This window comes from Achromobacter sp. KK8, from assembly GCF_054188005.1.
Genome location: NZ_CM135178.1, coordinates 5,046,024 through 5,069,383, shown reverse-complemented (window position 1 = coordinate 5,069,383; position 23,360 = coordinate 5,046,024). Strand labels below are relative to the sequence as shown.

The window sequence follows — 23,360 nt, the reverse complement described above, 5'->3', positions numbered from 1 at the left end:
GAACAGGCGCGGATTGCCGAGGGCGCGGGAGGTCCAATGGCGACCTTCGCTCAGGGCGCTGGAGATACCGGAAAAGAAACCTGAAGGGCTACGCATGATTCTGGCTTTTCTTATGGGGGTCAGGCGGAGGGGGAAGGGGACAGCAGCGCGAGCGTACGCAACATGGGGTCCTGGGTCATCACGGCGAGCACCGGCGCCTCGGCCTGGGCGCAGGCTTCAGCGGCGACCGACAACGTCAGCAGGTGCGCGGCGGCGCCGGTATAGCCGCAGGCGCCGCCGACCGCCAGGCAATCCTGGTTCGGGTCGAGGGTGGTGAACAGCGTGCTGGCCAGCCCCGCGGCTTCCAGCGGACGGCTGCCGCGATGGTCGGCGTCGCTGACCAGCGCGCGGATGTCCTGCGCGCGGCGTTCATGTTGCTCCAGGAAGCGGGTCGTCAGCTCGGCCAGCATCGGTTCGTTGGCGGCGCCGCGGTCATCGGCGCCGGTGGCGCGATGCGCCATGGGTGACAGCGTCAGCGCGAAGGTGCCCGCCGGCGGCGCGGCGGGCGCGCCATTGCCGGGCGTCGCGGGCGCGGCCAGGTTCAGGTCCAGCAGCAGGCCGGCGGCCGCTTCGCCGGGCACGCGCCCTTGCGGATTGCCGTTGCCGACCAGCAGGCCGCCGGCGTCCCATTCCCCCACCACGTGGCTGTCGATGAACGAATCGGCCGCGGCCACGATGCGCAGCGGCGCGCGGGCGGCCGACGCTGGCTCCAGCGCCAGTTCGCGCAGCAGGCCGTCGCTGGCCAAGGCGTCGCGCGCCTCGTGCGGCCGCAGGCCCAGGCGCGCCGCGGGCCAGGCCGCGGCCTGCCGCGCCCGCGCCTGGGCGTGTTCGCGCGCGGCCGACGGCCATTGCGCCGGCAGCAGCAGTTCCAGCTGCAACAGGGGCCAGTCGTCGTCGCGCTCCGGCGTGCCGTGCTCCAGCACATGGGCGCGGGCATCGCGTGACAGAGTCTCGATCACTTCGCACAACAGGGCGGTGGCGCGCAGGCAGTCCTCGGTGCGCGCCGCCGCCGGCGTGTCGTCGGTTTCGGCGATCTCGCGCAGGGCATCGCTGTCCAGGTGCGCGGCACGGGCGCTGAAGACGGGATAGCCGCGCGCATTCTTGAGCGTTTCGTCCAGGTCCGGGCGCTGCTGTTTGGCCAGCGCGGCGTGGATGGCGGCGGGGTCGCTGCCGGGCGCGGCGCGCGCGGCGCCGGCCAGGGCCACCAGCCGGGTAATGGCGGGCGCCGCGGCGGACGTCGTGGCCGGTGCGTCGGCGGGGGCCGCGGCGGCGGCGGCACGGGCTTCGCGGCGCGCGCGCGCGATGCGCAGGCCGGCCCAGCCGGCCGCGATCAGCGCCAGCGGCAGCGCGAACAGGTACAGGCCGATGTCGAGCCCCGTGGGCAGCGTGCGCGATTCCTGCCACCAGATGATGACGGCCAGCCAGACCACACCGAAGACCAGGGCCAGCAGCAGGCCGGTTTTGAGAAAGCGGGTCATGTGGGTTCGTAGCGGTAGTCGGTTGTTCTAGTAAGCGTGAGGGGCAGGGTAGCGGCGCAACATGATCGGATCATTGCGCGGCCCCCGTATCGCGGCGCATGACGCCCGGGCGGCGCAGCTCGGTGTGGCCGAAGTCCATCAGCTTCCAGCGTCCGCCCCAGGTCAGGCCGACGCGTTCGGCGGTTTCGCCGAACAGCTCGTAGCCGCGCATGGCCCACGGGTCCTTCTCGGAGACCACCACCTTGCCGTCGCGCAGGAACGCGCTGTCGGCGGCCAGCCCGTACTGGTGATAGCTCTGGTAGGCGCCGGCGTTGGTCACGTGCGAGCCTTTGCTCGCCAATTCCTCCTGGCGCTCGGGGCTGCGGTAGCCCTCGATCAACACCATTTCATAGCCATGTTCTTCGCGCATCACGCGGTAGGCCGCCAGCAGGCGCTGACGGTAGTCGGCGTCCAGCAGATTCCAGTCGCGGCTGGCGCCGCCCAGGTTGGGACGCACCAGTTCCACCTCGCGCGTGGTGAACACTTCGGGCGGCAGCGGTGGCGGCGGGACCAGCCGTTCGCCCGTCAACAGCGCCTGGATGCGCGGGTCCGGACCGGCCATCCGATCCTCGTAAATAAATGTGTGATTGTGTCGCATGACGAAAGCGAAAAGGGACGGAAGCAGCACCACCGCGAGCCCCGCGGCGATCTGCCAGCGGTACGCCGAAAACGTGTTGCCGGCCTTGCCGACGCCGGCGCGCACCACTTGCGCCGAGCCGCCCACCACGCCGCCCGCCTGCCCCGCGCCGCGCGCCACGCGGCGGCGTATTCCCTGTGCGAACGCGCGCGCGCCCCGCGCGGTCCCGGCCCTGAAAGACGGGAACACCAGCAGCGCGGAGACGCCGATCGCGAGCAGAAAATATAGGGGCAGTAGAAGTAGCAACGGTATCCCTCAATCACGAAGGCGTAATCTTTTGTTCTATTCGTGATTGAGGCAAGCGCCAGGGCGTTGCAGACAGCGTCGATGCTTTAGGAATCGTAACAAGATGCCGTGATCTAAAAGATGTCATCGGGTATTCTCGATCACCTTGGTTAATAGGGGCCGACCAAGCCCCTGCCGACACGGAACCTCGCATGGCAGAAGACGAAAAAAAATCGCGACCTCCGCCCGCCATTCCCAGCTTGCTGGCGGGGCGTTCATCCGCCGTGGATGAGCCGCAGTCGTCGCGCATTCTTGCCTCGCTCGAAGGCCGCGTGCCCGATGCCGAGGTCAAGCACCTGCCTGTCCGGCAACGTTCCAGGACGCCGCTGCTGGTGTTGCTGCTGCTGTTCCTGGGCGCCGCCGGCGCGGGACTGTGGGCGGTGTATGACACGGCGCAATTGCCGGTGGTGGTGGCGCGCGTGGATGGCGACGCGCCGCGCCCATCCCAGCCTCAGACCCAGACTCAGACCCAGGCGCCCGCCGCCAACGCGGGCGCTGCCGGTATGCCGGCCGCGCCGCGCGCGAGCATGCCCGCGAATGCCGATGCCGCGCCCTCGAATGCCGCGGCCATCATCGACGATCATCCGTTGGCGCAACTGACCCGCCCGTCCGAGGCGGATGTGCCCAACCCGCTGGCCGCGCTGGCGGTGACGGCGGCCCCGCCCAAGCCTGCCTCCGCCCCGCCGCGCGCGGCCACCGCCAAGGCCCCCGGCCCGGCCGCGGCGCCGCGCGGCGAGCGCGCGCGAGACGGCGCGCTGATCGCGGCGGCCACGCCGGCCGCCACTTCGAAGACCGCGCCGGCGCGCGGCAAGGCGGCGCCCCGCAACGACAGCGACGCCGCACTGCTGGCGACCCTGATGTCGTATGGCCTGCCGCCCGCATCGCCGCCGGGCACGAAGGTCTACAAGACCGACGGTATCTTCATCCGCGAGCTGCCGGGGTCGCCGCTGTCGGCGCGCCTGGCGGAATGCCGCAAGCTTGGCTTTCTTGAAAGCGAACAATGCCGCCTGCGCGTTTGCGCGGGCCACTGGGGCACTGCTCCGGAATGTCCCAATGCGCAAGCTCACATCGAGCCGTGAGCGCGCCTGACCTAGGTTTTCCCGCAATGGATCCGACCGCGAACACCGGCCTGTTCAATTCCGATGCCCGCCTTTACGGCCTGCAGGGCGAGGGCGCGCTCGCGTCGTTGCAGGTGGAAGGCTGGGTCGCGCGCGAAGCGCTCTCGGGCGTGGGGCAATGGCGCGTGGTGGCGCTGTCCGACAACGCCGGCCTGTCATTGCAGGACATGATCTCGCGGCCCGTCACGCTGTGGACCACCCGCGCCGACGGCAGCCGCGCCGGGCGCAGCGGCGTCGTCCGCGAAGCGGAATTGCTGTCCGGCGACGCCGGCCTGGCGCGCTACCGGCTGACGGTGGTGCCATGGCTGTGGCTGGCCACGCAACGGCGCGCCAGCCGCGTGTTCGAGGCCAAGCCCGTGCTGGACATCGTGCGCCATGTGCTGGACGGCTACGAAGGGTATGTCTACCGCGTCGCCGGCGACGTGGAGGCGGCGCTGGCCGACCTGGCGCCGCGTCCCTACACCACGCAGTACCGCGAGGCCGACTACGACTTCATCGCCCGCCTGCTGGCCGAGGCCGGCCTGGGCTGGACCGTGCTGGAAGACGCCGGCGTGCCAGCGCGCCATGTGGTGCAGTTGTTCGCCGACAGCCGCGGCCTGGCCGAAGACGCCGAGTCCGCCGGCGGCGGCATCCGCTTCCAGCGGGCCGCCGCGACCGAGTCGCGCGACACCGTGCAGATGCTGGCGCGCCAGCGCCGCCGCGTGCCCGACAGCATCACCGTGCTGGGCTGGCACGACAGCGGCAAGCGCGCGGTGGCGGCGCAGGCGCTGGTCAATCCGGCCAGCGGCCAGGACGACGCCGCCGGGCTGGATTGGTACGAGGTCGCCGGCCACGGCGGTTTCGCCGATGAAGCGCAGGCGCGGCGCCAGGCCAATCTGGCGACCGAAGCCCTGCGCGCCCGCGCCGAGACCTTCGTCGGCCTGGGGGTGGTGCGCACCTTCCGTTCCGGCACGCGTTTTACGCTGTGGGATCTGTCGCCGCTGGGGCCGGCCGGGGAAGGCGGCTTCGAACCGGAGTTCGCGCTCGATCGCGTCGAACACGCGGGCATCAACAACCTGCCGCCCGAGACGCGGGCCTCGCTGGCCCAGCGCCTGGGAGGGCTGGATGCGCACCTGGTGCTGGACGGCGACGCGCTGGCCGCGCCGGGCGCCGAACCGCATGAAGCCGTGTCGCTGCGCGTGGACCCGGCGGTGCTGGCCAAGGCGCGCGAGGTCGGCTATGCCAACCGCTTCGAGGCCGTGCGCTGCGACCGCCCCTGGCGACCGCCGTTGCCAAGCGCCCGCGGCGCGCGGCTGGCGGGCGCGCCTTCGGTGCACGGCGTACATACCGCCGTCGTGACGGATGCCGAAGGCGGCACCCAACCGAAGGAGCAGGACGAGATCCTGCGCAACAAGCGCGGCGACGTGCGCATCCGCTTCCATTGGCAGGGGGGCGGCGCCGATGGTGAAGCCCGCAGCCGCTGGGTACGGGTGGCGCAGCGCCAGTCGGGCGCCGGCATGGGCATCAGTTTCGTGCCGCGCATCGGCCAGGAGGTGCTGGTGCGCTTCCTGGATGACGACATCGACCAGCCCATCGTCGTGGGCGCGTTGTACAACGGCCGCGGCGAAGGCGGCACGCCGGCCACGCCTGGCGGCCGTCAGGGCGCCAAGGCTGACACGCAGGTCTACGCCGCGGCCCGCGATAACGCGCCCAGCGCCCAGGCCAACCTGGCGTCCGGCAATGCCCCGGCCTGGCATGGCGCTGCCGGCGGCGACGAGAACCACCGCAACGCGGCCGCGTTGAGCGGCTTCAAGAGCAAGGAATTCGGCGGCTCCGGCTACAACCAGATCGTGTTCGACGATACCGACGGCCAGCTGCGCATGCAGATCAAGAGCAGCGAGCAGGCCAGCGAACTGAACCTGGGCCACCTGATCCACCAGGCCGGCAACTATCGCGGCGGCCTGCGCGGCCTGGGCGCGGAATTGCGCACCGACGGCTATGGCGCGGTGCGCGGCGGCGCCGGCGTGCTGCTGAGCACCTATAGCGCCGCCGGCGCGAACGCCATCGGCGACGCGGCCGGGGTGCAGGCGCTGGCCGGCCAGACCGACCAGATGGCGCGTTCGCTCGATGGCGTGGTGGGCGCGCACCAGGGCCTGCGGCTGGCGACGGTGCAGGGCACGCGCGGCCCCGGCGCCAGCGTGCTCGATGGCGACAAGGCGCCGTTGGCGGCGATGCACCGCGCGGTCTCCGGCACCGTGGCGGGCGAGAGCCTGGGCGGGGCGCGCGGCGATGCATCGGCCAAGCACACCGCCGCGGCGCAGGGCAAGGTGCCGCATGCCACCGACCCGGTGGTGCTGATGGCGGCGCGCGCCGGCCTGGCGCAGGTCGCCGGCCAGCATTTGCAGTACACCGCCGGGGAGGCGGTGCACTGGTCCGCGGGCAAGGACCAGAACCTGGCGGTGATGGGCGCGCTGCGTCTGCATACCGGCCAGGGCCTGGGCATCGTGGCCGGCCTGCAGCAGGGCGGCGCGGAATCGGGCCTGGACCTGATCTCGGCCAAGGGCAACGTCGACATCCAGGCGCAGCACGACATCCTGCGCGTGCAGGCGCAGCAGGACCTGAAGATCGGCAGCGCCCAGAGCGCGGTGGAGTACGCCGCGCCCAAGCGCATCCGCATTGCCACGGCGGCGGGCGCCAGCATCGTGCTCGAAGGCGGCAACATCACCGTCACCGCGCCGGGCCGCATCGACGTCAAGACCGGCAACAAGCAGTTCGCCGGACCGGACCGGCTGCCTTACGCCTTCCCGCAATTCACCGTCTGCAAGCAGTGCGTGCTGGACGCGCAGGATGGCGTGCAGTCCATCACCGACAAGGCGTGAGGGGCGCGGCATGATGGATTGGGAATCCCGTCTCAACGACACGCTGGCGCAGGCCGGCGAACTAGCCGCCGGCGGCGGCGCCAGCTTGAACACCTACCTGCTGGTGGACTTGCGCGGCCACGCCGAACTGGCCGGCCCGATCCGGGCCAGCGCGGACCTCAGCTTTGGGTCGATCTGGGTCGGCACCGAGCTGGCGATCTACGAAGATATCGCGCCGTTGCTGATCGAGGTCGACGACCTGAGCCGCTTCGAATTGTGGCGCGGCCCGTCGCAGCCGCGGACCTCGGAACTGCTGCGGCTGCTCAAGCGGCTGCACCAGGCCGAGGGTGGCGCGTACGCGCTGACGCATCTCGTGTCGCCCTTGCCGCTGGCCGAACTGATGGCGCATTTCGCCTATCACGGCGAATACGGCTTGCCTGACGGCCGCGAGTATTACCTGCACCTGTACGACAGCCGCATCCTCGACCGCGCCTTCCAGGTCTGGACACCGTCCGAGCGCGCGCGCTTCCTGGCGCCGTTCAATCTGCTGCGCTACCCGCGCCGCGACGGCACCATGGCGCAGTGGACCGGCCCGGGCCAGCGACCGGCCGCCGATGCGCCGCGGCAGCAGCCGTTCACGCTGGCGCAGCACCAGGCGCTGCTGGACCTGGACTATCCGGACAAGCTGGCCGTGCAGATCCGCCGCATCTACCTGGGCGTGCTGGGCGGCGAACTGCGGCAGGACGAACTGGTGGCGCGCGTGGCCGAACAGATGGCGCGGGCGCGGGCCTACGGTATCGAGAGCGAGCGCGACATGCTGGACTACGTGGCGTGGGGCATCACCATTTCCCCGCGCTTTGACGAACACGAGGCGATCGCGCCGGCGCTGCGGGACTTCCAGGGCGAGGGGTTGTCGCAGGCGCTGGCACATGTGCCCGACGCGGTGTGGGATGCGCTGCTGCGGGCGGAACAGGAACGGGAAGCGGAACAGGGAGTGTTGCATGCGTAAGGGCTTGGTCGTCCTGCTGCTGTGGCTGGGGATGTTGGCGGGATGCAATGGCGAGCCCAGTTATCAGGGGCTGTCGTTCGTGGCGTACAACTACACGCCCTGGGACCTGGACCGCGTCCAGATCACCGATACCCACGGAAGCTCGGCCGCCACCGGTTCCATCGGCGCGGGAGGCGGCGAGGGCTCGGTGACCTGCTGCTACAGCCTCAAGGGCACCGATTTCAAGGTGGCCTGGCGCGGCGCGGACGGCGAGGAAGTCCGCCAGCACATGTTCGACGGCAAGCTGGAACAGGTGATCTTCAACAAAGAGACGCCAGTGCATTTCCCGGCGGCCGAGATCCCGCCGGGCGACGGCCCGCTGTACCTGGAATTGCATATCTATCCCGACGAGCACATGGAGTTGGCGCTGAGCCGCAAGTTGCTGGGGCAGGTGCGCATCCCCATCGTGGAGGTCACGCGCTGGCTGTACGCCCAGCATCGCGACGCCCTGGGCGATTACCGCAGCAGCGCCGAAGTGCGTCGGGTGGTGGCCAAAGTGGCCAGGACGGCCTGGACCAAATACCGAATCGAAGACAGGCAGGACATGCAGCAATACATGTTCCTCTACTTCACGGTGGCATCGAATTTCGACGCCGATCCCGACATCGCGGCGCTGCTGGCCAGATCCGGCCGGCAAGCCGGGGACTTCGCCAAGGCCGTGCAGGCCCTGCCGGCCGAAAAGATCGCGCACCTGAAAGCCACGGGAACCGCGCCAGGAGACAAGAATGGCTGACAGCCTGCCGCCGGTGGATCGCACCCCCGCCAGCGTTCTGAAGAAAATGGCCGAAAGCGAGGCCGCCTATCCCAGGCAGGATTGCCAGGAGTGCGGCGCCGTGATCCGCATCGGGTTCTTTTTCGACGGCTTCGGCCGCAGCCGGGATGTGGACAGCCAGCACCCCACGTTCTATTCGAACGTCTGCCGGCTCTGGGAAGCGCACTATGCCCACGACGATGAAGACCGTCCCGTGAACCAGTATTGGTTCCGGTTCTACTATTCCGGCCTGGGCACCGAGCTCAACGAGGACGCCAAGAACGATGATCTCATCTACGGCGCGACCGTCGCCGGCCGGAAGATCCTCAGCGAAGCGGCCAGCAATGCCAAGAGCGCGGTCAAGAACATTACCCGTACCGACGAGATCCCCGAGACGGATGCCTTGAAGCGCCTGCGCAGCGCCACGCAGAAGATGATCAAGGAGGGGTCATTCCAGCCCATGGTCAAGGCGTACAAGGACGTGGTGAAAGACGTCAAGACCTTGCCCGACAAGGTCGTGCGAATCTGGAATGCCTGGGATCCGGAACGCCTGGCCAACCGTGCCAAGGGCACCGTGCGTGGGTTCTGGGCCGGCTTCAAGAAGAACCCGCTGAAGGTGGGCTGGACGGCGGCCAAGGAAGTGGCCAAGAGCACCGCGCTGGAAGGCGTGCCCGTCATCCGCGACAACGAGACCGTGGCCTACCTGATGGGCACCGGGGTCGACGTGCGGGTGGACGCCGCGCTGCGCCAACTGCGCGCAACGCATGAAGCCGTCAGCGCCGAGATGAACAACGTGCGGCGGATCGAGATTTCGGTGTTCGGCGGCGACCGCGGCGGGGTCATGGCGCGCCAGTTCATCAACGACGTGGTCAAGAAGTACCGCCGGCGCCACGACAAGGACCTGGTGTTTCCGGGCAAGAACGGCGCGCGCGAGGCCGAGATCCGCATCCGCTTCCTGGGGCTGCTGGATTCGGTGTCCTCGATCATGGACGAGAACACGTTCCTGGGCTTTCTGCCTTTCACCGATCTGCTCAAGCAGACGCACAAGGATCGTACCCTGACGGTGCCGGGCGCGGTCGACAAATGCGTGCATTTCGCCGCCGCCCAGGAGTTGCGCGCCAACCAGCGCCTGGACAGCCTGGAGAAGACCCGGGGCGAACAGTATCTCTATCCGGGATCCAGCGGCGACGTCACCGGGGTCAGCCCCGAGGGGTCGCTGGGCTCGCGCGCGGAACTGTCGCGGGTGCCGCTGCGCGACATGCTGAACCTCGGCCTGTGCCACGGCGTGGGTTTCTACAGCATGGAGCAATTGTTCGACAAGCGCCCGCTGACGTACGCCAAGTTCAGCATGGGCATGTCCATCCAGGACGGTGGCCAGAGCTACCGCATCACCGAGCTGGTCGAGGCGTATCGCGGCGTGGTCAAGTACGAGCCGGGCGTGGACTTCATGCCGCACATGGAAGTGTTCCTGCGCTGGCTGGCCGTGCGCTACCAGGATCCGGTATTCAAGAGCGAGCTGTCCGATCCCGCCGAGAAGTGGATCCAGGACCGCGACTTCTATACGCCCGAGAAGGCCTATATCGAGGAGTACCGCCGCGTGCTGGGGCTGTCCAAGGAAGAGCAGGCCAAGCCGGAGAACACGGCCCGCCTGAAGGAACTGGAGGCGCTCAAGAACGAACGCTGGGATCGAGCCGTGGCCAGCCGTGGCGAGCTGCCGCCGCAGCGCTTCAAGCCGCTGTGGCAGCGCCTGGAGGAAGAGTACCGGGCGCTGGAGGACGCGGAGCGCCAGGACGCCGCCATGGAGCGCCACAAGGAAGAATTCCGCCGCAACAATCCGAATACGGTGCGGGCCATCGAGCGGATGGAGCAGGACCAGCTCGACATGCAGAACATGCGCAACGAGCTCATCACCCGCGGTGGCGGCACGCTCACCGAGGCAGACAAGCCCAAGGATCCGTTCGCCGACATGAAGGCCAGGCGCGCCACCGAGCAGCGGCTGCTGAACGTGTGGCGCGAGGCCAGCGCCGGCAAGAATCCGCTGCCGCCCAAAGTGATGGCGCTGTTCGACTTCCTGGTGCACGACGCCATGTTGAGCAGCTGGCCCGATCACCTGCTGGCCAGCACCACGCTGTACTTCCGCACGCGCGACAAGGACATCTTCGGCAAGACCGATTTCAAGGCCGAGGAGGCCAAGATGAAGACCGACACCGCCTCGGCGGCGCGCGTGGAGCAGATGCGGGCGAACCTGGACGGGTTGGCGCCGGCCCGGCCGTAAGGTCGAGGGCGACCTCTAGCCGTAGCGTCTGGCGGGCGCGGTCATGGCGCCGCCTGCACCTCGATCGTCACGGTGTTCGACCGCACGCCGTTGGACTCGATATACACCTCGTACTTCGCCGGCTCCTTCGGCAGCCCCACCTGCGCCGCCAGGTCGGTGCTGAACTGCGTGCCCACGCTGATGCCCGGGCTGATCGGGATGCCCTTGGGCGGGCGCGAGCTGGCGATCTCGTCGACCTCGACGCCCGGCGGCGGGCTGCGGCGCTTGTACTCGTAGGCCACGCCTTCGTAGGTCTTGCCGGTCAGCGTGTCGACCGCCACGAAGCGCGGCAGCTTCTGGTCTTGCGAAACCGGGATGATGCCTTGGGCGCAGACGGGAATCACCAAGGCGCCCGATGCCTGCGGCCGCACGCGGGCGGGCGCGGCGATGTTCAGTTGGTCGTCGCTGCCCTGGTTGGGCGGGATGCAGGCATGGTCGCGCACGGTGCCGATGGGCGCGGTGGCGAAGGCGGGCGGGTCGATCCAGTCGGTATTCATGGAAGCGGTCTGGGTAGCGGATTGGGAGGGAGCGCGCGGACCGCCGACGGTCCGCGCCGACACGGGCGCGGCGGCCAGCGCGGCCGCGAGCAGCAGGGCCAGGGCCGGCGCCAGTCGGCGCCGGCCGTCAGAACGACGGCCAGCCATTGGACATGTCCACTTTACGCACGGCCTTGGCGCAATGGACGCAATAGCGGATGCTCTGGCAGTCGCCGCCGAACATGACGCAGGCGCCAGTGTGGCTGGGATCGGCCTGGCTGGCGGGCAGGCCGAAGTGGCAATGGTTGCCGAACTGGGAATAGAAGAACGGGCCCTTGTCGAGCTTGGACGAATCCATGTCGGCTTCGTCCGGATGGGCCTGGGCCCATTCCGGGCCGCTGGGAACCATGCCGATCAAGTGGCCGATCTCGTGCACCAGCGTTTCCTGCTGGTAGTTCATGGTGACCGGCTCGAAGGGCGACAGGGCCGCGACGCACAGCAGGTTGGTGTCGTAGAAGGCCGCGCCGGCGGCGGCGCTTTCCATGAGCCGCACGCGCAGGATCAACCTGCCGGTGGCCGGTATCGGCAGCAGCCCGGCCAGGCGGATATTGACGGCATGGCAGGCCTTGGGCTCGGCCGGATCGTAGGGCAGCGGCGTCAAGCGGTCGCGCGCGACAGGCACGCGCCGCACCCCCGCGGCCGGGTCGGTGTATTCGAACAGGCATTCCAGGAACCAGTCGACATTCGGCTCGATGTTGTGCCAGAGGAAGCTGACGTTGCCGTCGGCGCTGACGAACTGGACTTCCTTGTCGGGCGCGCCGGGGCCGGCGCTGGCCTGCACGTAGATCGGCTGCACGGGCAGCATCGACGCCAGCCGGTCGACGTGGCAGACCACGATGGTGTAGGGCGCGTGCGAGGGGCCCTGCGAACGGGGATAGACCGAGCCGGCCAGTTGGCGCAGGCGCGCCTCGCCGTCTTCGGTGAAGACGTCGGAATTGGCATCGCCGGGAGTGCTCACTGGCGGCAATTGCAGCACGTCGACGCCATGGCGGGCGTACTCGGTGGCGGTCGGCTGGAAGCCGTGCGGACGCGGCAGCGCTTCCGGGCCGGGCAGCATGATTTCCTGCAGATACAGGCGCCGGACGGTTTCAACCACCTCGGTCGAGATGATCTGGTTCTTGTCGTTGATCACTTCGAACAGGTAGGTGTTCAGGCCGGCGGCCGGCAGCGCGATGTCGTCGACGGTCTTGGTGCCATCGGCGTCCGTGACGTAGTTGTACGTGCGCTGGGTGGGTTCGCGGTACAGGGGCTGGCGGCTCTGTTCGCGCGCCGAATACACGGCGTTGCCGGGGCGCGGGCTGACCTTTACGGTGAAGCGGTGCTGGCCGGCCTTGTTGAATTTCACATGGATCTTGGGCTTGTTGGTCTGGCGATCCAGGCTGTTGAGCGCCTGGCCGTCGTTCCAGCGTTCGGAAGGCTCCGTCAGGTTGACGTATTGCAGTTTGGCGCCGTTGCGGGCCCGGTAGGCCGACGGCGTGGCCGAGGACGGGGCCGGGTCCGGCGCCGCGCCCGCGTCCTGGCCGGCCGGCCGCGCGGCGGTTCCCGGCAGGCTGATGCCCGCCGCTTCCATCACCCGCTTGGCCAGGCCCGGATAGGGCGAGTTGGCCACCGCCGGGATGTTCATGATGGTCTCGGCCACCTTGGGCAAGGTGACGCTGGAAATGCTGGGCGATTGCAGGATGGCGCCCACCACCGTGGGCACCGCCGAATCGGTCAGGCCGGGCGTGCCGAGGATGGCGCCGGCCACCGCCGGCAGGTTGCCCTGGTTGACGTCGGGCATCGACAGCAGGGTGTTCACCGCGGAACCCAGCGCGGCGCCGCGGTCGCCCAGGGCGCCCATGGCCTGCGTCATCACCGGCCCGATGGCCGCGCCGACACCGCCGCCGCCCGCGGCCGTCAGGCCCGAGGCCGCCGACAGCGCCGAGGCGGCCGAAGCATTGCCCATGGCGCCGGCGGCCTGCGCGGCCACGCCGGTGGCCGACGACGCCATGCCGGCCGCCTGCGCCGCCACGCCCGGCGACGATGCCGCCGCGCCGGAGGCTGCGCCGGCCGTGCTCGCCGCGGCGCAAGCGCCCGCCGATGCGCTCGCGCCGGAAGCGCCGGACAGCATGCCGGCGGCCTTGCCGCTCAATGCGGCGGCTTGCGAGGCCATCGCGGTGGCCTGGTCCGCCATCGCGCCGGCCTGCGATACCGCGCCGGCCGCATCGGCCAAGCCGGCGGGCATCGGCGCCGCGCTGGCAAGCGCGCCGCCCATCAACGAAGGCGTGGCGCCGCCCATCAATGAGGGCGTTGCCGAACCCAGCGCCGATTGCGCCATGCCGCCGGCCCTGGCGGCGGCGCCGGACACCAGGCCCGAGCCGGCCTCGGTCACCGAGCCCATGGCCTTGCCCGCCATCGCGCCCAGGTCCTGGACCGGCTTGAGCGCGGCGTTGGCCATGGATCTGGCCTTGTCCACCATGCCGGACGCGGTCTGCGTCGCGCTCTGCAATCCGCTGGAGACGGCCGTTGCGCCGCTGGCCAGGGTGGCGCCCAGGCCGCCCAGCAGGGAGCCGCCGCCCGTCGCGGTGCCCGCCGCCGGCAGCGCGGCGCCCGCTGCCGCGGCATCGGCCGCGCCCGCGGCGTTGAGCGCCTGGCCGGAGCCATTCAGGGCTTGCAGCAGCGCGTTCGGCCGGTGCACCAGTTCCGCCGTCACCAGCATCGGATCGCCCACCTGGCTCGAGGGCAGGGCCGGCAGGGCGGCCGCGTCGCTGGCCGGGCCGATCAGGTTGTGCGAGGCGCCTTTGACCGAGAACATGCCCGGCCCCTTGAAGACAATGTCGCCGCCGTCCATCACGATGGCGCCGCCGGCCGCCTGCAGGGTGATGCGCTGGTTGGCCAGGATTTCGATGCTGTCGGTGGTGGAGGTGATGGTGATGTCCTGCCCGGCCAGCATTTCGAGCATGTCGGTATGGGCCTGCAGCGACACCGGCGCGTTGGCGGCGATGGCGCGCAGGCCGCCATCCTGCACGAACAGGCTGGTCGAGCGGCCGGAAGCGCTGGCGAAGGTCTGGCGCGCGGCGATGTGGCCGTCGGCCTGGGCGGTGACGTGCAGGTTTTCGCTGGCGTGCAGCACGGCCGAGGCCGGTGTCGCCAGGTTCATCGACGAAGGCGCGTCGATCAGCATGCGGGCCCCGTCGATGCGCTCGACCGGATCGCTGCCGCCGCGTTCGCCGCCGGCGGCCTTGACCGCCTGCTGGCCGCCGACGCTGCCGGGATAGCGGCCGTCGGCCTTGGGATCGACCGCCTTGATCAGGGCATCGTATTGCTCGTTGGCCGCCAGCGGCCGCGCCTGGCGCTGGGTGGCGGCGTCGTTGATGCGGCTCGCCGCGTTGCGCGCGCCCCGCAGCAGCGCCAGGGCCTCCTGTGCATCGGCCTGGGTCGAGCGCGCGCCCTCGCGGGCGTTGGCCGACAGCAGCATGCCCTGGCCCGAGCGCACGACGGTCCAGGCGTCCGAGCGCAGCTCGAAACCGCTGCCGCGCCATTCGCCGCGCGATGCGTCATCGGCGGCCTGCTTGACCAGATAGCCCAATCCCAGCTGCGAGGCGGCGATGGAGCTCGACAGGCGCGTGCGCACCTGGCCGGCGGTGTCGTCGAACAGCCACTGGCTGTGGCCCTGGCCGTCCAGGCCCTGGCTATGCCAGCCGCTGAGCGTGCCGGGATGATTGGCCTGGCCATCCACGCCCGCGCTCCACGGCGGCAGATCGCTGTCGTTGTAGAGCTGCGCCACCACCACGGGCTGGTCGATGTCGCCATCCAGGAATTCCACCACGACTTCGGTGCCCTGGCGCGGCAGATGATGCGCGCCCCAGTTGGGGCCGGCCTGGGCGCCGGCCACGCGCAGCCAGGTGCCGGAGCGATCGTCGCCCGGCGCGTTGCCGGCGTCGTCGCCGTGGCTGCGGTGGCGCAGGCCGCCCGGCAGCGGCCGCTCGCCGCGCTGCCACGGGAATTGCACCTTGACGCGCAGGTCGCGCCCGGTCGTGATGCTGGCATCCTGCGCCGTCACCACCAGGGCGGTCACGCCTTCGGGCGCCGTCGGCCGGGCTCGCCAAGCGGGCAGCAGCGCCGCGGCGGCCGGCTGGGCAGTGAAGTCGTTGCGGTAGGCGCCATGCTCCAGATCGGGGGCGGCCAGCGCCTGGGCGGCCTGGCTGCCCAGGTTGTTGGCGGCCTCGTGCTCGACCCACAGCAGCGTGTAGCGGTTGCCGCCCAGCTCGTCGCCCGCCGCGCCCGCACCTTGCGCGTAGCGGTCGTGCTGGGTCAGCGCGAAGACGTGGCCCGGCATCATCTGGCGGGCGCTGCCGCCGCCCTCGAAGCGCAGCGCGCGCGCCTCGTGCGCCTGCAGCCCGCGGTTGGCGAGCTGTTCGGCCGCGGCGTCGTCCGGGTGGCGGCCGTGTCCGTCGTAGTCGTAGTCTTCCAGCGGCGGCAGCGCGCCGGCGTCCAGCGCCGATTCGGCATGGGCGCCGTGCGCCAGCAGCGTCCGGTCGTTCCAGGCGACGCGGGTGACGGCGTTGGCGCGGACCTCGCGCGCCGCGCCGAAGCGCGTGACGCTGTCTTCGGATTCGGTGGCATCGCTGCGATGAAAACGCAGCGAAGCGGCGGGGTTGGCCGGCTGCGCGGCGCGGGCATCGAACACCACCAGGCGGTGGCGCGCGCCGCCGCCGTCGGCCTTGCTGTCACCCTGCTGGTGGTCGAAGCGGAAGCTCAGGCCGGCCTCGGCCATCAGCCGCAGCACGAAGTCCAGGTCGGTTTCCCGGTACTGGGTGCGCACCGGGCGCGGCGCCAGCGGTTCGGCGATGTCGAAGGCGAACGCGGCCAGCGGGTAGTCCGCGAACACGTCGGTCAGGATATCGGTGACCGACTTGTCCTGGAACACGAAGCTGTCGCGCCGCAGCCGCAGCGTGGCCAGCCAGGGCGCGGCGTGCAGGCGGTAACGCGCCAGCCCGCCGTCGGCGCCGAGCGCGTCCACGCCTTCCACCACCGCATGCCAGCGCCGCCGTCCGCCGTCGGCCAGCAGCAGGCTGACGCTGATCTCCTTGCCCAGCAGCGGTTCGACGTCCAGCTCGGCCGACGCGGACAGGCAGTCCAGGGTCAGCGCGAACAGTTCCGAAACGCCTTCGCGCAGGCGCAGGCGTTCGACGACGAGCGCTTCGCCCAAAGGCGTTTCGACTTGCAGCAGGCGGGCGTTCTGGGACAGCGCGGCGACATCCAGGCTGCTGTAGCCCGCGGGCGGGGAGGAACGATCGATCATGGTGCGTGGCGGTGTGCGTGTGCCGTCAGGGCAGCGAGATGGTCAGGTGGGCGGCGCGCGGGCCGAGCTTGACGATGTCGTGATACGGCGCCATGGCGGTCTGCATGTCGCCGTTCAGGAAATGCGCCATGCCCAGGTAGGCCAGCAGGCCCAGCAACGCGAACAGCGCGCCGATGCTCCACAGCGGCACGTCGCGCTTGAGCGTGTGGGCGATCTTGTCGGGCAGCGGCCAGTGCGGCGCGAAGCCGGCGCGCTTGCCGCGCAGCAGCGCGATCTCGTCGCCCAGGCGCGCGGTCAGGTAGCCCAGCTTTTCCTGGCCCTCGATCATGTACTTGCCCTGGAAGCCCAGCAGCAGGCACATGTAGAACACCTCCAGCGATTGCAGCCGCGGCGCGCCCTGGGCGCGCAGGTCCTCCAGCCGCGAGAAAAAGTTCTCGCCGGCCAGTTGCTCGCCGAACAGCGTCAGCTGCAGCGGTTGCAGCATCCAGGCGTCGCGGATCGAGAAGCCCGAATTCAGCACGGTCTCGTCGACCGCCGCGCAGAACGCATACTTGGTGGCGTAGACGTCCTCGGCCGGTATGTCGAGCTTCTTGGCGCTGCGCTCGAAGTCCGCCAGGAACTGCTGCACCCGCGCCGAGAACGACGCGGCGCTCGCCGGTTCCTGCCCGCTCTTGAGCAGGAACAGCATCAGGAAGCCGTCGTACAGCAGGTCCAGCAGTGACTTGGCGGGGCGCGATCCGTAGAAATCGGCGGCGCGCGGCGGGAGCGAGGCGGCGGGCATCAGAGAGGGCGCGGCGGTGTTCATGGCGGGCTCTGTCAGTGGATGTCGGGGTGGCGTCGGGAAGGGGCGGACAGGGCGCGCGTCAGCGGGTGACGGCGATCAGGTCCAGTTTCAGCTCGGGTATGCCGGACGGCGCGTAGATGGCAATGCTGCGGGCCTGCAGCATGCGGTCGTACAGCGAGCCGCGCGTCTGCAGGGTGAAATAGCAGGCGCCCGGCTTGACCGGCACGGCCGGCGGCACCTGTGGCGTGTAGGCCAGTTGCACGCCCGGCATGGCCGACAGCACCAGCTTCTCGACGTCGTCCGGCGCCCCGACCTTGAAGCGCAGCGGCACCGTTTCGGCCAGCTCGCTGGCTGGCGTCGCCGCGGACACCGACAGGTACAGCGCGGTGGTCTCGTCGAGCTTGTCGGAATCGAGGCGTCCGACGTGGAACGAGGGGCGCAGCTCTTCCAGCACGATGGAGAAGTAGCGCGTCGAGATCACGGTGTCGAGCAGGTCGCGCAGGATCGTGTCGAGCTGCGCGAAGGCCGCGCCGGGTTGCTCGTGGCGATACACCGGCAGGTCGGCCAGCGTGTGCACCTTCGAGAACGTCATCAGCGCGCCGGCCAGCCGCAGCATCTCCTGGAACAGGCGTTCCGGATGCAGCTGCGGGTTGTGGAACAGGTGCGAAAGCGCCGAATAGGCTTCGTTGGCGGTGTGCAGCAGCCAGAACGAGGCCACGTCGCCCGAGCGGAACTCGATGATGTTCTTGTTCGGCTCGCGATGGAAACCGTACAGCGCGTTGACCTTGGCCTGCAGCGCGTCCAGCAGGCGGCGCAACTGCTCGAACAGCGCGCCGCAGGCCTGCACCGTGAGGCTGGGCGCGATGAAGCCGGTGTCCAGCTCGTAACCGGCGCTGGCCGTGCGGCGCACGCGCGCCACCGGGATCGTCAGCAGCGCATCGCGCGGCTCGTGTTCGGACAGCAGCCGCACGTTCTTGCGCAGAAACGCCAGCTCGGCGGTGCTGGCATTGGTGTAGAGGTCGGGGGCGGGGCTGTCCTGGTGCGCGTAGCGGGCATCGAATCCCTGCGCCTGCTGCGCGTCGCGGTAGTTGCCGCCGATGTCCTTCATCGGATGCAGGGCCAGGTAGAACACGGCCTCGCTGGCGCCGTCCAGCCCGTCCAGCGCCACGGCGGGCGGCACGTCGTCGTTGTGCGGCGCGTTGTAGATTTCGCCGTCGGGGAAGATCGCCGACAGTTCGGTGGCGCGCAACATGCCATTGGCGAGCGCGGCGGCGTCGAAACGCGCGGCGCGCAGGCCCCACGAATACGGATGCAGCGCGCGGCTCATTTCCGCCAGGCGGGCCTCATGGTAGGCGTCCTGGCGCTGAAAATGCTGGGGCCGCAGGAACAGGCCCTCTCCCCACAGGATCTTCGCTGAATAACTCACGTTGGCGGGCTCTCGTTATTGACTATCTATATATATGAAGAGGACGTTGCGGTGAACGCGCGCGGCTCGCGCCGGAATCAGTTCGGGCATTGCAGGGAACCGAGCCGGGACGGATCGAACGCGGGCATGCCCGGCGGCAGCACGATCTTGCCGGTGGCGACCGTCATGGCGCAGGCATGCGCGCCCAGGACGATGCCGGTGTCTTCGACTTCCTTGACCTCGAACACGTATTTCCAGCGCTGCGGCGCGGGCGCGTAAAACAAGGCGGCAACGGCGATGTACGCGGCGCCTTTCGGCACCTTTTCGACGTTCTCGAAACGCTGGCCTGGCGTCAGGGTGATTTCGCGCGACGCGATGAGACTGTCGCCCAATGCCGCCTTTTCCTGCGCAGTATCAACCAATTGAGTGAGCGGCGCGCGCTGAAATGCCTCGGCATTCTTCAAATAGTATGCTTTCGTAACGACGGCGGTTGGCTGGCCGCTGCTCGCATTCAAATTTTCTCCGGCGTGTATCGCCAATTTCACATCGGTGGGCGCATTCGGGTCCTTTTTCAGGCCCGCCGCATCGAGCGCCGTGCCGGTGATTCCGGCGACCGCGCCAAGGGCGGAAACCGCCGCACAACCATTAATGACGGGCACTGCCGCGATGAGCATCGTGGCCGCCAAGCATCGCGATAAATTGAGATGTTTTGACATGGCTCTTTATACCGGATGATTGCGACAACATACAGATGACGGCACGTTGCACGACATTTCGACGCAAGTTACATGACGTAATCCTCTGTAGTGGTGTACTAACAAAAAGTTGTTGAAATACGCGGCCCTTGGTTACATCAGACACGTGCCCAAAAAATGCAACTTTCCCGGTATTTCCTCATAGGTGGCATGGTGGCGTTAATGGCCGGTTGTGCCACCACCAACAAGCCCCAGACGGACGCTGAATACAAGCAGTCGATCACCCAGGCCACCGAGACGCTGGCCAACAAGGGGGGCGACGAGGCCGTGGCCCAATTCCAGGAGATCGCGCAGCGCAACCCGTCGCGCGGCGAACCCTGGTCGTACATCGCCAAGATCCGCTTCGATGAGCAGAAATACGGGGAAGCGATCGTTGCCGCCGATGAGGCGCTGAATCGCGACTCGAACGACTTCACCGCCAAGACCGTGCGCGCCGTGGGCGGCCTGCGAGTCGCCATGCAATCGCTGGCCGACCTGCGCGCCGACGCGCTGCTGGCCGGCAACGCCCGCAGCGACGCGGTGGCGCTGGCCGCCGCCATGCGTGAAACGCTGGGCCAGGACGTGCTGTTCCCCGAGGGCCGCAAGCCGCCGCGCGGCGGCGGCACGCGCCCGCCGCCCAAGCCACGCAACGACAGCGCGGCCGCCACGGGCACGCCCGCCGCGGGCACCCCCGCCACCGGTACGGCGGTGACCCCTTCGGCCGGCACGCCGGCCGCCAACGCCGGCGCCGCGGCCAAGCCGGCTCAATCCGGCGGCGCCACGCCGCCGGCCCAGACCTCTGCCCCTCCCGCGGGCCGCGCGCCGGATCCGTTCGGCAATCTCCTCAAACCCTGATCGGCCCGCCGGACCCGGCTGGCCGGGGCCGCTTGCCTTCGTCAATACGCATCCGCTTGGAGCCCCCATGGCTAAGAAAGAAAGCGTTCAGAAAAGACTCCAGAAAGTACGCCCGCCGCGCGTCCAGTTGACCTATGACGTCGAGAAGGGCGACGCGATCGAGCAGAAGGAACTGCCCTTCGTCGTGGGTGTGGTGGGCGACTTCAGCGCGCAGTCGGAAGCCGAGCTGCCGCGCCTGAAGGACCGCAAGTTCGTCAATATCGACGTCGACAACTTCGACGACGTGATGCGCGGCCTCGAGCCGCGCGCCGCGTACCGCGTGAAGAACCGCCTGACCGACGAGGGCGGCACCTTCGGCGTCGACCTGAAGTTCCGCTCGATCGAGGACTTCCGCCCCGAGGCCGTGGTGCAGCAGATCGAACCGCTCAAGGAATTGCTGGAGATCCGCACCAAGCTGGCCGACCTGCGCAACAAGCTGGCCGGCAACGACAAGCTGGAGGATCTGCTGGGCGAAGTGCTCAGCAGCACGGAAAAACTGCAGCAACTGACCAGCGAAGCCGGCAAGGACGGCAAGGGAGGCAGCAATGAGTAATTCCGCCGCCGCGCAAAACGCATCCGCCCCGGCCGCCGCCGACTCGGGCCTGCTCGACCAGATCGTCGAGCAGAGCCGGGTGGCCAAATCCACCGCCGAGCACGATCGCGCCAAGGACCTGATCGGCGAACTGGCGCGCGAAGTCATGAAGGGCACCGTGGTGGTGTCGGACAACCTGTCCGCCATGCTCGACGCCCGCGTGGCCGAGCTGGACCGCCTGATCTCGGCCCAGCTCAGCGAAGTCATGCACGGCGCCGAGTTCCAGAAGCTCGAAAGCACCTGGCGCGGCCTGCATTACCTGTGCCAGGAAAGCAATACCGGGCCGATGCTCAAGATCAAGGTGCTCAACGTCACCAAGCGCGACCTGGTGCGCGACTTCCAGACCGCCATCGACTTCGACCAGAGCCTGATGTTCAAGAAGGTCTACGAGGAAGAATTCGGCACCTTCGGCGGCTCGCCCTTTGGCGCGCTGCTGGGCAACTTCGAGATCACCCGCCAGCCCGAGGACATGTACTTCATCGAGCAGATGTCGCACGTGGCCGCGGCCTCGCACGCGCCGTTCATCGCCTCGGCCTCGCCCGAGCTGCTGGGCCTGGACAGCTTCGCCGACCTGGGCCGCCCGCGCGACCTGGCCAAGGTGTTCGACACGGTCGAATACACCAAGTGGCGCAGCTTCCGCGACTCCGAGGACTCGCGCTACGTCGGCCTGACCATGCCGCGCTTCCTGGGCCGCCTGCCGTACGACCCGAAAGAGGGCACCTCGGTGGAAGGCTTCAATTTCGTCGAGGACGTCGACGGCACCGACCATGCCAAGTACCTGTGGTGCAACGCCGCCTGGGCCTTCGGCGCGCGCCTGACCGCGGCCTTTGCCGACTTCGGCTGGTGCGCGGCGATCCGCGGCGTCGAAGGCGGCGGCCTGGTCGAGAACCTGCCGACCCACACCTTCAAGACCGACGATGGCGAGATCGCGCTCAAGTGTCCCACCGAAATCGCCATCACCGACCGGCGCGAGAAGGAACTGAGCGACCTGGGCCTGATCCCGCTGGTGCACTGCAAGAACTCCGACTACGCGGCGTTCTTCGGCGCGCAATCGGTGCAGAAGGCCAAGAAGTACAACACCGACAGCGCCAATGCCAACGCGGTGCTGTCGGCGCAGTTGCAGTACATCTTTTCGGTGTCGCGCGTGGCCCATTACCTGAAGGCCATGATGCGCGACAAGATCGGCAGTTTTGCGTCCGCGCAATCGGTCGAGAGTTTCCTGAACCGCTGGGTCTCGCAGTACGTGCTGCTGGACGACAACGCGAACCAGGAGCAGAAAGCGCAATTCCCCCTGCGGGAAGCATCGGTGCAAGTAGCCGAAGTGCCGGGTCGTCCTGGCGTGTTCCGGGCCGTGGCGTTCCTGCGGCCGCATTTCCAACTCGACGAGCTGTCGATTTCCCTGCGTCTGGTGGCGGAACTGCCCGCCCAGGCCCAGAAATCGTGATGACCGTCTGATCCAAAGCTATTAACCGGAGAGTACTTTAATGAAGGACATCTACGTCAAATTCGGCAATCCCGCGCTCAAGGGCGAGTCCCAGGACAAGGATCACCCGGACTGGATCGAAGTGGGCTCGTGGCGCCACGAGATCATCCAGCCGCGGTCGGCCACCGCCTCGACCTCGGGCGGCCACACCGCCGAGCGCACCGAGCATGGCGAAATGGTCTTCACCAAGGACCTGGACGTGGTCAGCCCGCTGCTCTACCAGCACGCTTCGGGCGGCACGACCTTTGACGAAGTGACCATCGACTTCCTGCGCGCCGACGGCGAAGGCAACCGCGTCAAGTACCTGGAAATCAAGCTCAAGTACGTGATCATCTCGCGCGTCGCGCCGGAAGTGGTCAGCGAAGGCCTGCCGCACGAATCGTTCTCGCTGAAGTACGCCGCGGTCCAGTGGAAGTACACGCAGCAGAAGGTCGGCGGCAACCAGGGCGGCAATTCCCAGGGCGCCTGGAGCCTGACCAAGAACGACAAGACCTACTCGGTCTGATCCCGACCGCGCGGCAAGGCGAAGGCCGCGGCTCGTCACCGGGCCGCGGTTTTCCTGAAAGAGGTCCGTGATGAAGGGATTCGAACCCAGCCTGTTCGACAAGCTGTTCGACGGGGACGGCCCGGCGCCGCACGCGCTGCGGCGCCTGTCCGTCGAGGAAATCAAGGAAACCGTCGCGCGCGACATCGAGGCCCTGCTCAATACCCGCATGGTCTTCACCGAGGAGTCGCTCAAGCGCTATCCGAACTGCCAGCGGTCGATCCTGACCTACGGGCTGTCGGATTTCTCCGGGCTCAGCCTGGCCAGCCACTACGACCGGGAATTCATCTGCCGGTCGCTGGAGCAGGCCATCGCCCGCCACGAGCCGCGCTTGACGCACGTGCGCGTGGTGCTCCAGGTCGACAGCCGCGCCACCTCGGTGCTGTATTTCGCGATCACCGCGATGCTGGACGTCGGCCCGGCCCATGAGCCGGTGACGTTCGACGCGACCTTGCAGCCGTCGACGCTGCAGTATTCGGTCAGCAAGGGCTGGGCCAAGGCCGCGGCGGCCGCCTGACAACATAAACGCACGCGGGCGCCGGCGGCCAGCCGCCGGCG

At 68.9% G+C, this 23,360-nt stretch carries 17 protein-coding genes; 10 read left to right on the top strand and 7 right to left on the bottom strand.

Features of this window, described 5'->3' with window-relative positions; all coding sequences use genetic code 11:
- Positions 1-119: 119 nt before the first annotated feature.
- Both ACVN9Z_RS23450 and ACVN9Z_RS23445 read right to left on the bottom strand, forming a co-directional pair.
- Positions 120-1,517, bottom strand: a complete 1,398-nt coding sequence (locus ACVN9Z_RS23450; protein WP_458212703.1) for a hypothetical protein — start codon at positions 1,515-1,517, stop codon at positions 120-122.
- 70 nt (positions 1,518-1,587) lie between these two features.
- Complete coding sequence (locus ACVN9Z_RS23445) at positions 1,588-2,439, bottom strand: M15 family metallopeptidase (protein ID WP_026382340.1); 852 nt, start codon at positions 2,437-2,439, stop codon at positions 1,588-1,590.
- A gap of 191 nt (positions 2,440-2,630) precedes the next feature.
- Here ACVN9Z_RS23445 and ACVN9Z_RS23440 point away from each other — a divergent pair, with 191 nt between their 5' ends.
- From ACVN9Z_RS23440 to ACVN9Z_RS23420, 5 genes are read left to right on the top strand one after another with little or no spacing between them, the layout of a single operon-like run.
- Complete coding sequence (locus ACVN9Z_RS23440; protein WP_070781454.1) at positions 2,631-3,557, top strand: hypothetical protein; 927 nt, start codon at positions 2,631-2,633, stop codon at positions 3,555-3,557.
- Positions 3,558-3,583: 26 nt separating this feature from the next.
- Positions 3,584-6,454, top strand: coding sequence for a type VI secretion system Vgr family protein (locus ACVN9Z_RS23435; RefSeq protein ID WP_458212702.1), 2,871 nt, complete (start codon positions 3,584-3,586; stop codon positions 6,452-6,454).
- Positions 6,455-6,464: 10 nt separating this feature from the next.
- Entirely contained in the window at positions 6,465-7,442 is a 978-nt protein-coding gene (locus ACVN9Z_RS23430) for a DUF4123 domain-containing protein (protein ID WP_026382004.1), read from the top strand.
- Complete coding sequence (locus ACVN9Z_RS23425; protein ID WP_006384062.1) at positions 7,435-8,214, top strand: DUF3304 domain-containing protein; 780 nt, start codon at positions 7,435-7,437, stop codon at positions 8,212-8,214. Before ACVN9Z_RS23430 ends, ACVN9Z_RS23425 begins: the two co-directional genes overlap by 8 nt.
- A complete protein-coding gene (locus ACVN9Z_RS23420; RefSeq protein WP_006384063.1) occupies positions 8,207-10,507 on the top strand; it encodes a DUF2235 domain-containing protein in 2,301 nt (766 codons plus the stop codon). Before ACVN9Z_RS23425 ends, ACVN9Z_RS23420 begins: the two co-directional genes overlap by 8 nt.
- Before the next feature lie 41 nt (positions 10,508-10,548).
- On the opposite strand, the gene ACVN9Z_RS23415 is transcribed toward ACVN9Z_RS23420, so the two are convergent.
- The 5 genes from ACVN9Z_RS23415 to tssJ form a co-directional block, all read right to left on the bottom strand.
- Entirely contained in the window at positions 10,549-11,190 is a 642-nt protein-coding gene (locus ACVN9Z_RS23415) for a hypothetical protein (RefSeq protein ID WP_241059339.1), read from the bottom strand.
- A complete protein-coding gene (locus ACVN9Z_RS23410; RefSeq protein ID WP_448685096.1) occupies positions 11,171-16,366 on the bottom strand; it encodes a type VI secretion system Vgr family protein in 5,196 nt (1,731 codons plus the stop codon). The genes ACVN9Z_RS23415 and ACVN9Z_RS23410 overlap by 20 nt, the downstream gene beginning before the upstream one ends.
- A 25-nt stretch (positions 16,367-16,391) precedes the next feature.
- A complete protein-coding gene (icmH, locus tag ACVN9Z_RS23405; protein WP_024069116.1) occupies positions 16,392-17,171 on the bottom strand; it encodes a type IVB secretion system protein IcmH/DotU in 780 nt (259 codons plus the stop codon).
- Positions 17,172-17,229: 58 nt separating this feature from the next.
- Positions 17,230-18,576, bottom strand: coding sequence for a type VI secretion system baseplate subunit TssK (gene tssK, locus ACVN9Z_RS23400; RefSeq protein WP_047991000.1), 1,347 nt, complete (start codon positions 18,574-18,576; stop codon positions 17,230-17,232).
- A gap of 77 nt (positions 18,577-18,653) precedes the next feature.
- Positions 18,654-19,271, bottom strand: coding sequence for a type VI secretion system lipoprotein TssJ (gene tssJ / locus ACVN9Z_RS23395; RefSeq protein ID WP_223308493.1), 618 nt, complete (start codon positions 19,269-19,271; stop codon positions 18,654-18,656).
- A gap of 156 nt (positions 19,272-19,427) precedes the next feature.
- Here tssJ and ACVN9Z_RS23390 point away from each other — a divergent pair, with 156 nt between their 5' ends.
- From ACVN9Z_RS23390 to tssE, 5 genes are all read left to right on the top strand, one after another.
- Entirely contained in the window at positions 19,428-20,144 is a 717-nt protein-coding gene (locus tag ACVN9Z_RS23390) for an outer membrane protein assembly factor BamD (protein ID WP_232254223.1), read from the top strand.
- 67 nt (positions 20,145-20,211) lie between these two features.
- Positions 20,212-20,736, top strand: coding sequence for a type VI secretion system contractile sheath small subunit (tssB, locus tag ACVN9Z_RS23385; protein ID WP_006384072.1), 525 nt, complete (start codon positions 20,212-20,214; stop codon positions 20,734-20,736).
- Positions 20,729-22,219: a type VI secretion system contractile sheath large subunit gene (gene tssC / locus ACVN9Z_RS23380; RefSeq protein ID WP_006384073.1), complete on the top strand. Its 1,491-nt coding sequence runs from the start codon at positions 20,729-20,731 to the stop codon at positions 22,217-22,219. The genes tssB and tssC overlap by 8 nt, the downstream gene beginning before the upstream one ends.
- Positions 22,220-22,259: 40 nt before the next feature.
- Positions 22,260-22,763 carry an Hcp family type VI secretion system effector gene (locus ACVN9Z_RS23375; protein WP_006384074.1) on the top strand — a complete coding sequence of 168 codons (504 nt, stop codon included), beginning with the start codon at positions 22,260-22,262 and terminating at the stop codon, positions 22,761-22,763.
- A gap of 70 nt (positions 22,764-22,833) precedes the next feature.
- Positions 22,834-23,319 (top strand): type VI secretion system baseplate subunit TssE, encoded by a 486-nt coding sequence (gene tssE / locus ACVN9Z_RS23370; protein ID WP_006384075.1) that lies wholly within the window; start codon positions 22,834-22,836, stop codon positions 23,317-23,319.
- Positions 23,320-23,360 lie beyond the last annotated feature (41 nt).

Bases quoted from the DNA above. Each gene is read 5' to 3' on its own strand.
- ACVN9Z_RS23450 (WP_458212703.1), bottom strand. From the start codon at position 1,517: ATGACCCGCTTTCTCAAAACCGGCCTGCTGCTGGCCCTGGTCTTCGGT.
- ACVN9Z_RS23440 (WP_070781454.1), top strand. From the start codon at position 2,631: ATGGCAGAAGACGAAAAAAAATCGCGACCTCCGCCCGCCATTCCCAGC.
- ACVN9Z_RS23435 (WP_458212702.1), top strand. From the start codon at position 3,584: ATGGATCCGACCGCGAACACCGGCCTGTTCAATTCCGATGCCCGCCTT.
- ACVN9Z_RS23430 (WP_026382004.1), top strand. From the start codon at position 6,465: ATGATGGATTGGGAATCCCGTCTCAACGACACGCTGGCGCAGGCCGGC.
- ACVN9Z_RS23425 (WP_006384062.1), top strand. From the start codon at position 7,435: ATGCGTAAGGGCTTGGTCGTCCTGCTGCTGTGGCTGGGGATGTTGGCG.
- ACVN9Z_RS23420 (WP_006384063.1), top strand. From the start codon at position 8,207: ATGGCTGACAGCCTGCCGCCGGTGGATCGCACCCCCGCCAGCGTTCTG.
- ACVN9Z_RS23415 (WP_241059339.1), bottom strand. From the start codon at position 11,190: ATGGCTGGCCGTCGTTCTGACGGCCGGCGCCGACTGGCGCCGGCCCTG.
- ACVN9Z_RS23410 (WP_448685096.1), bottom strand. From the start codon at position 16,366: ATGATCGATCGTTCCTCCCCGCCCGCGGGCTACAGCAGCCTGGATGTC.
- icmH (WP_024069116.1), bottom strand. From the start codon at position 17,171: ATGAACACCGCCGCGCCCTCTCTGATGCCCGCCGCCTCGCTCCCGCCG.
- tssJ (WP_223308493.1), bottom strand. From the start codon at position 19,271: ATGTCAAAACATCTCAATTTATCGCGATGCTTGGCGGCCACGATGCTC.
- ACVN9Z_RS23390 (WP_232254223.1), top strand. From the start codon at position 19,428: ATGCAACTTTCCCGGTATTTCCTCATAGGTGGCATGGTGGCGTTAATG.
- tssB (WP_006384072.1), top strand. From the start codon at position 20,212: ATGGCTAAGAAAGAAAGCGTTCAGAAAAGACTCCAGAAAGTACGCCCG.
- tssC (WP_006384073.1), top strand. From the start codon at position 20,729: ATGAGTAATTCCGCCGCCGCGCAAAACGCATCCGCCCCGGCCGCCGCC.
- ACVN9Z_RS23375 (WP_006384074.1), top strand. From the start codon at position 22,260: ATGAAGGACATCTACGTCAAATTCGGCAATCCCGCGCTCAAGGGCGAG.
- tssE (WP_006384075.1), top strand. From the start codon at position 22,834: ATGAAGGGATTCGAACCCAGCCTGTTCGACAAGCTGTTCGACGGGGAC.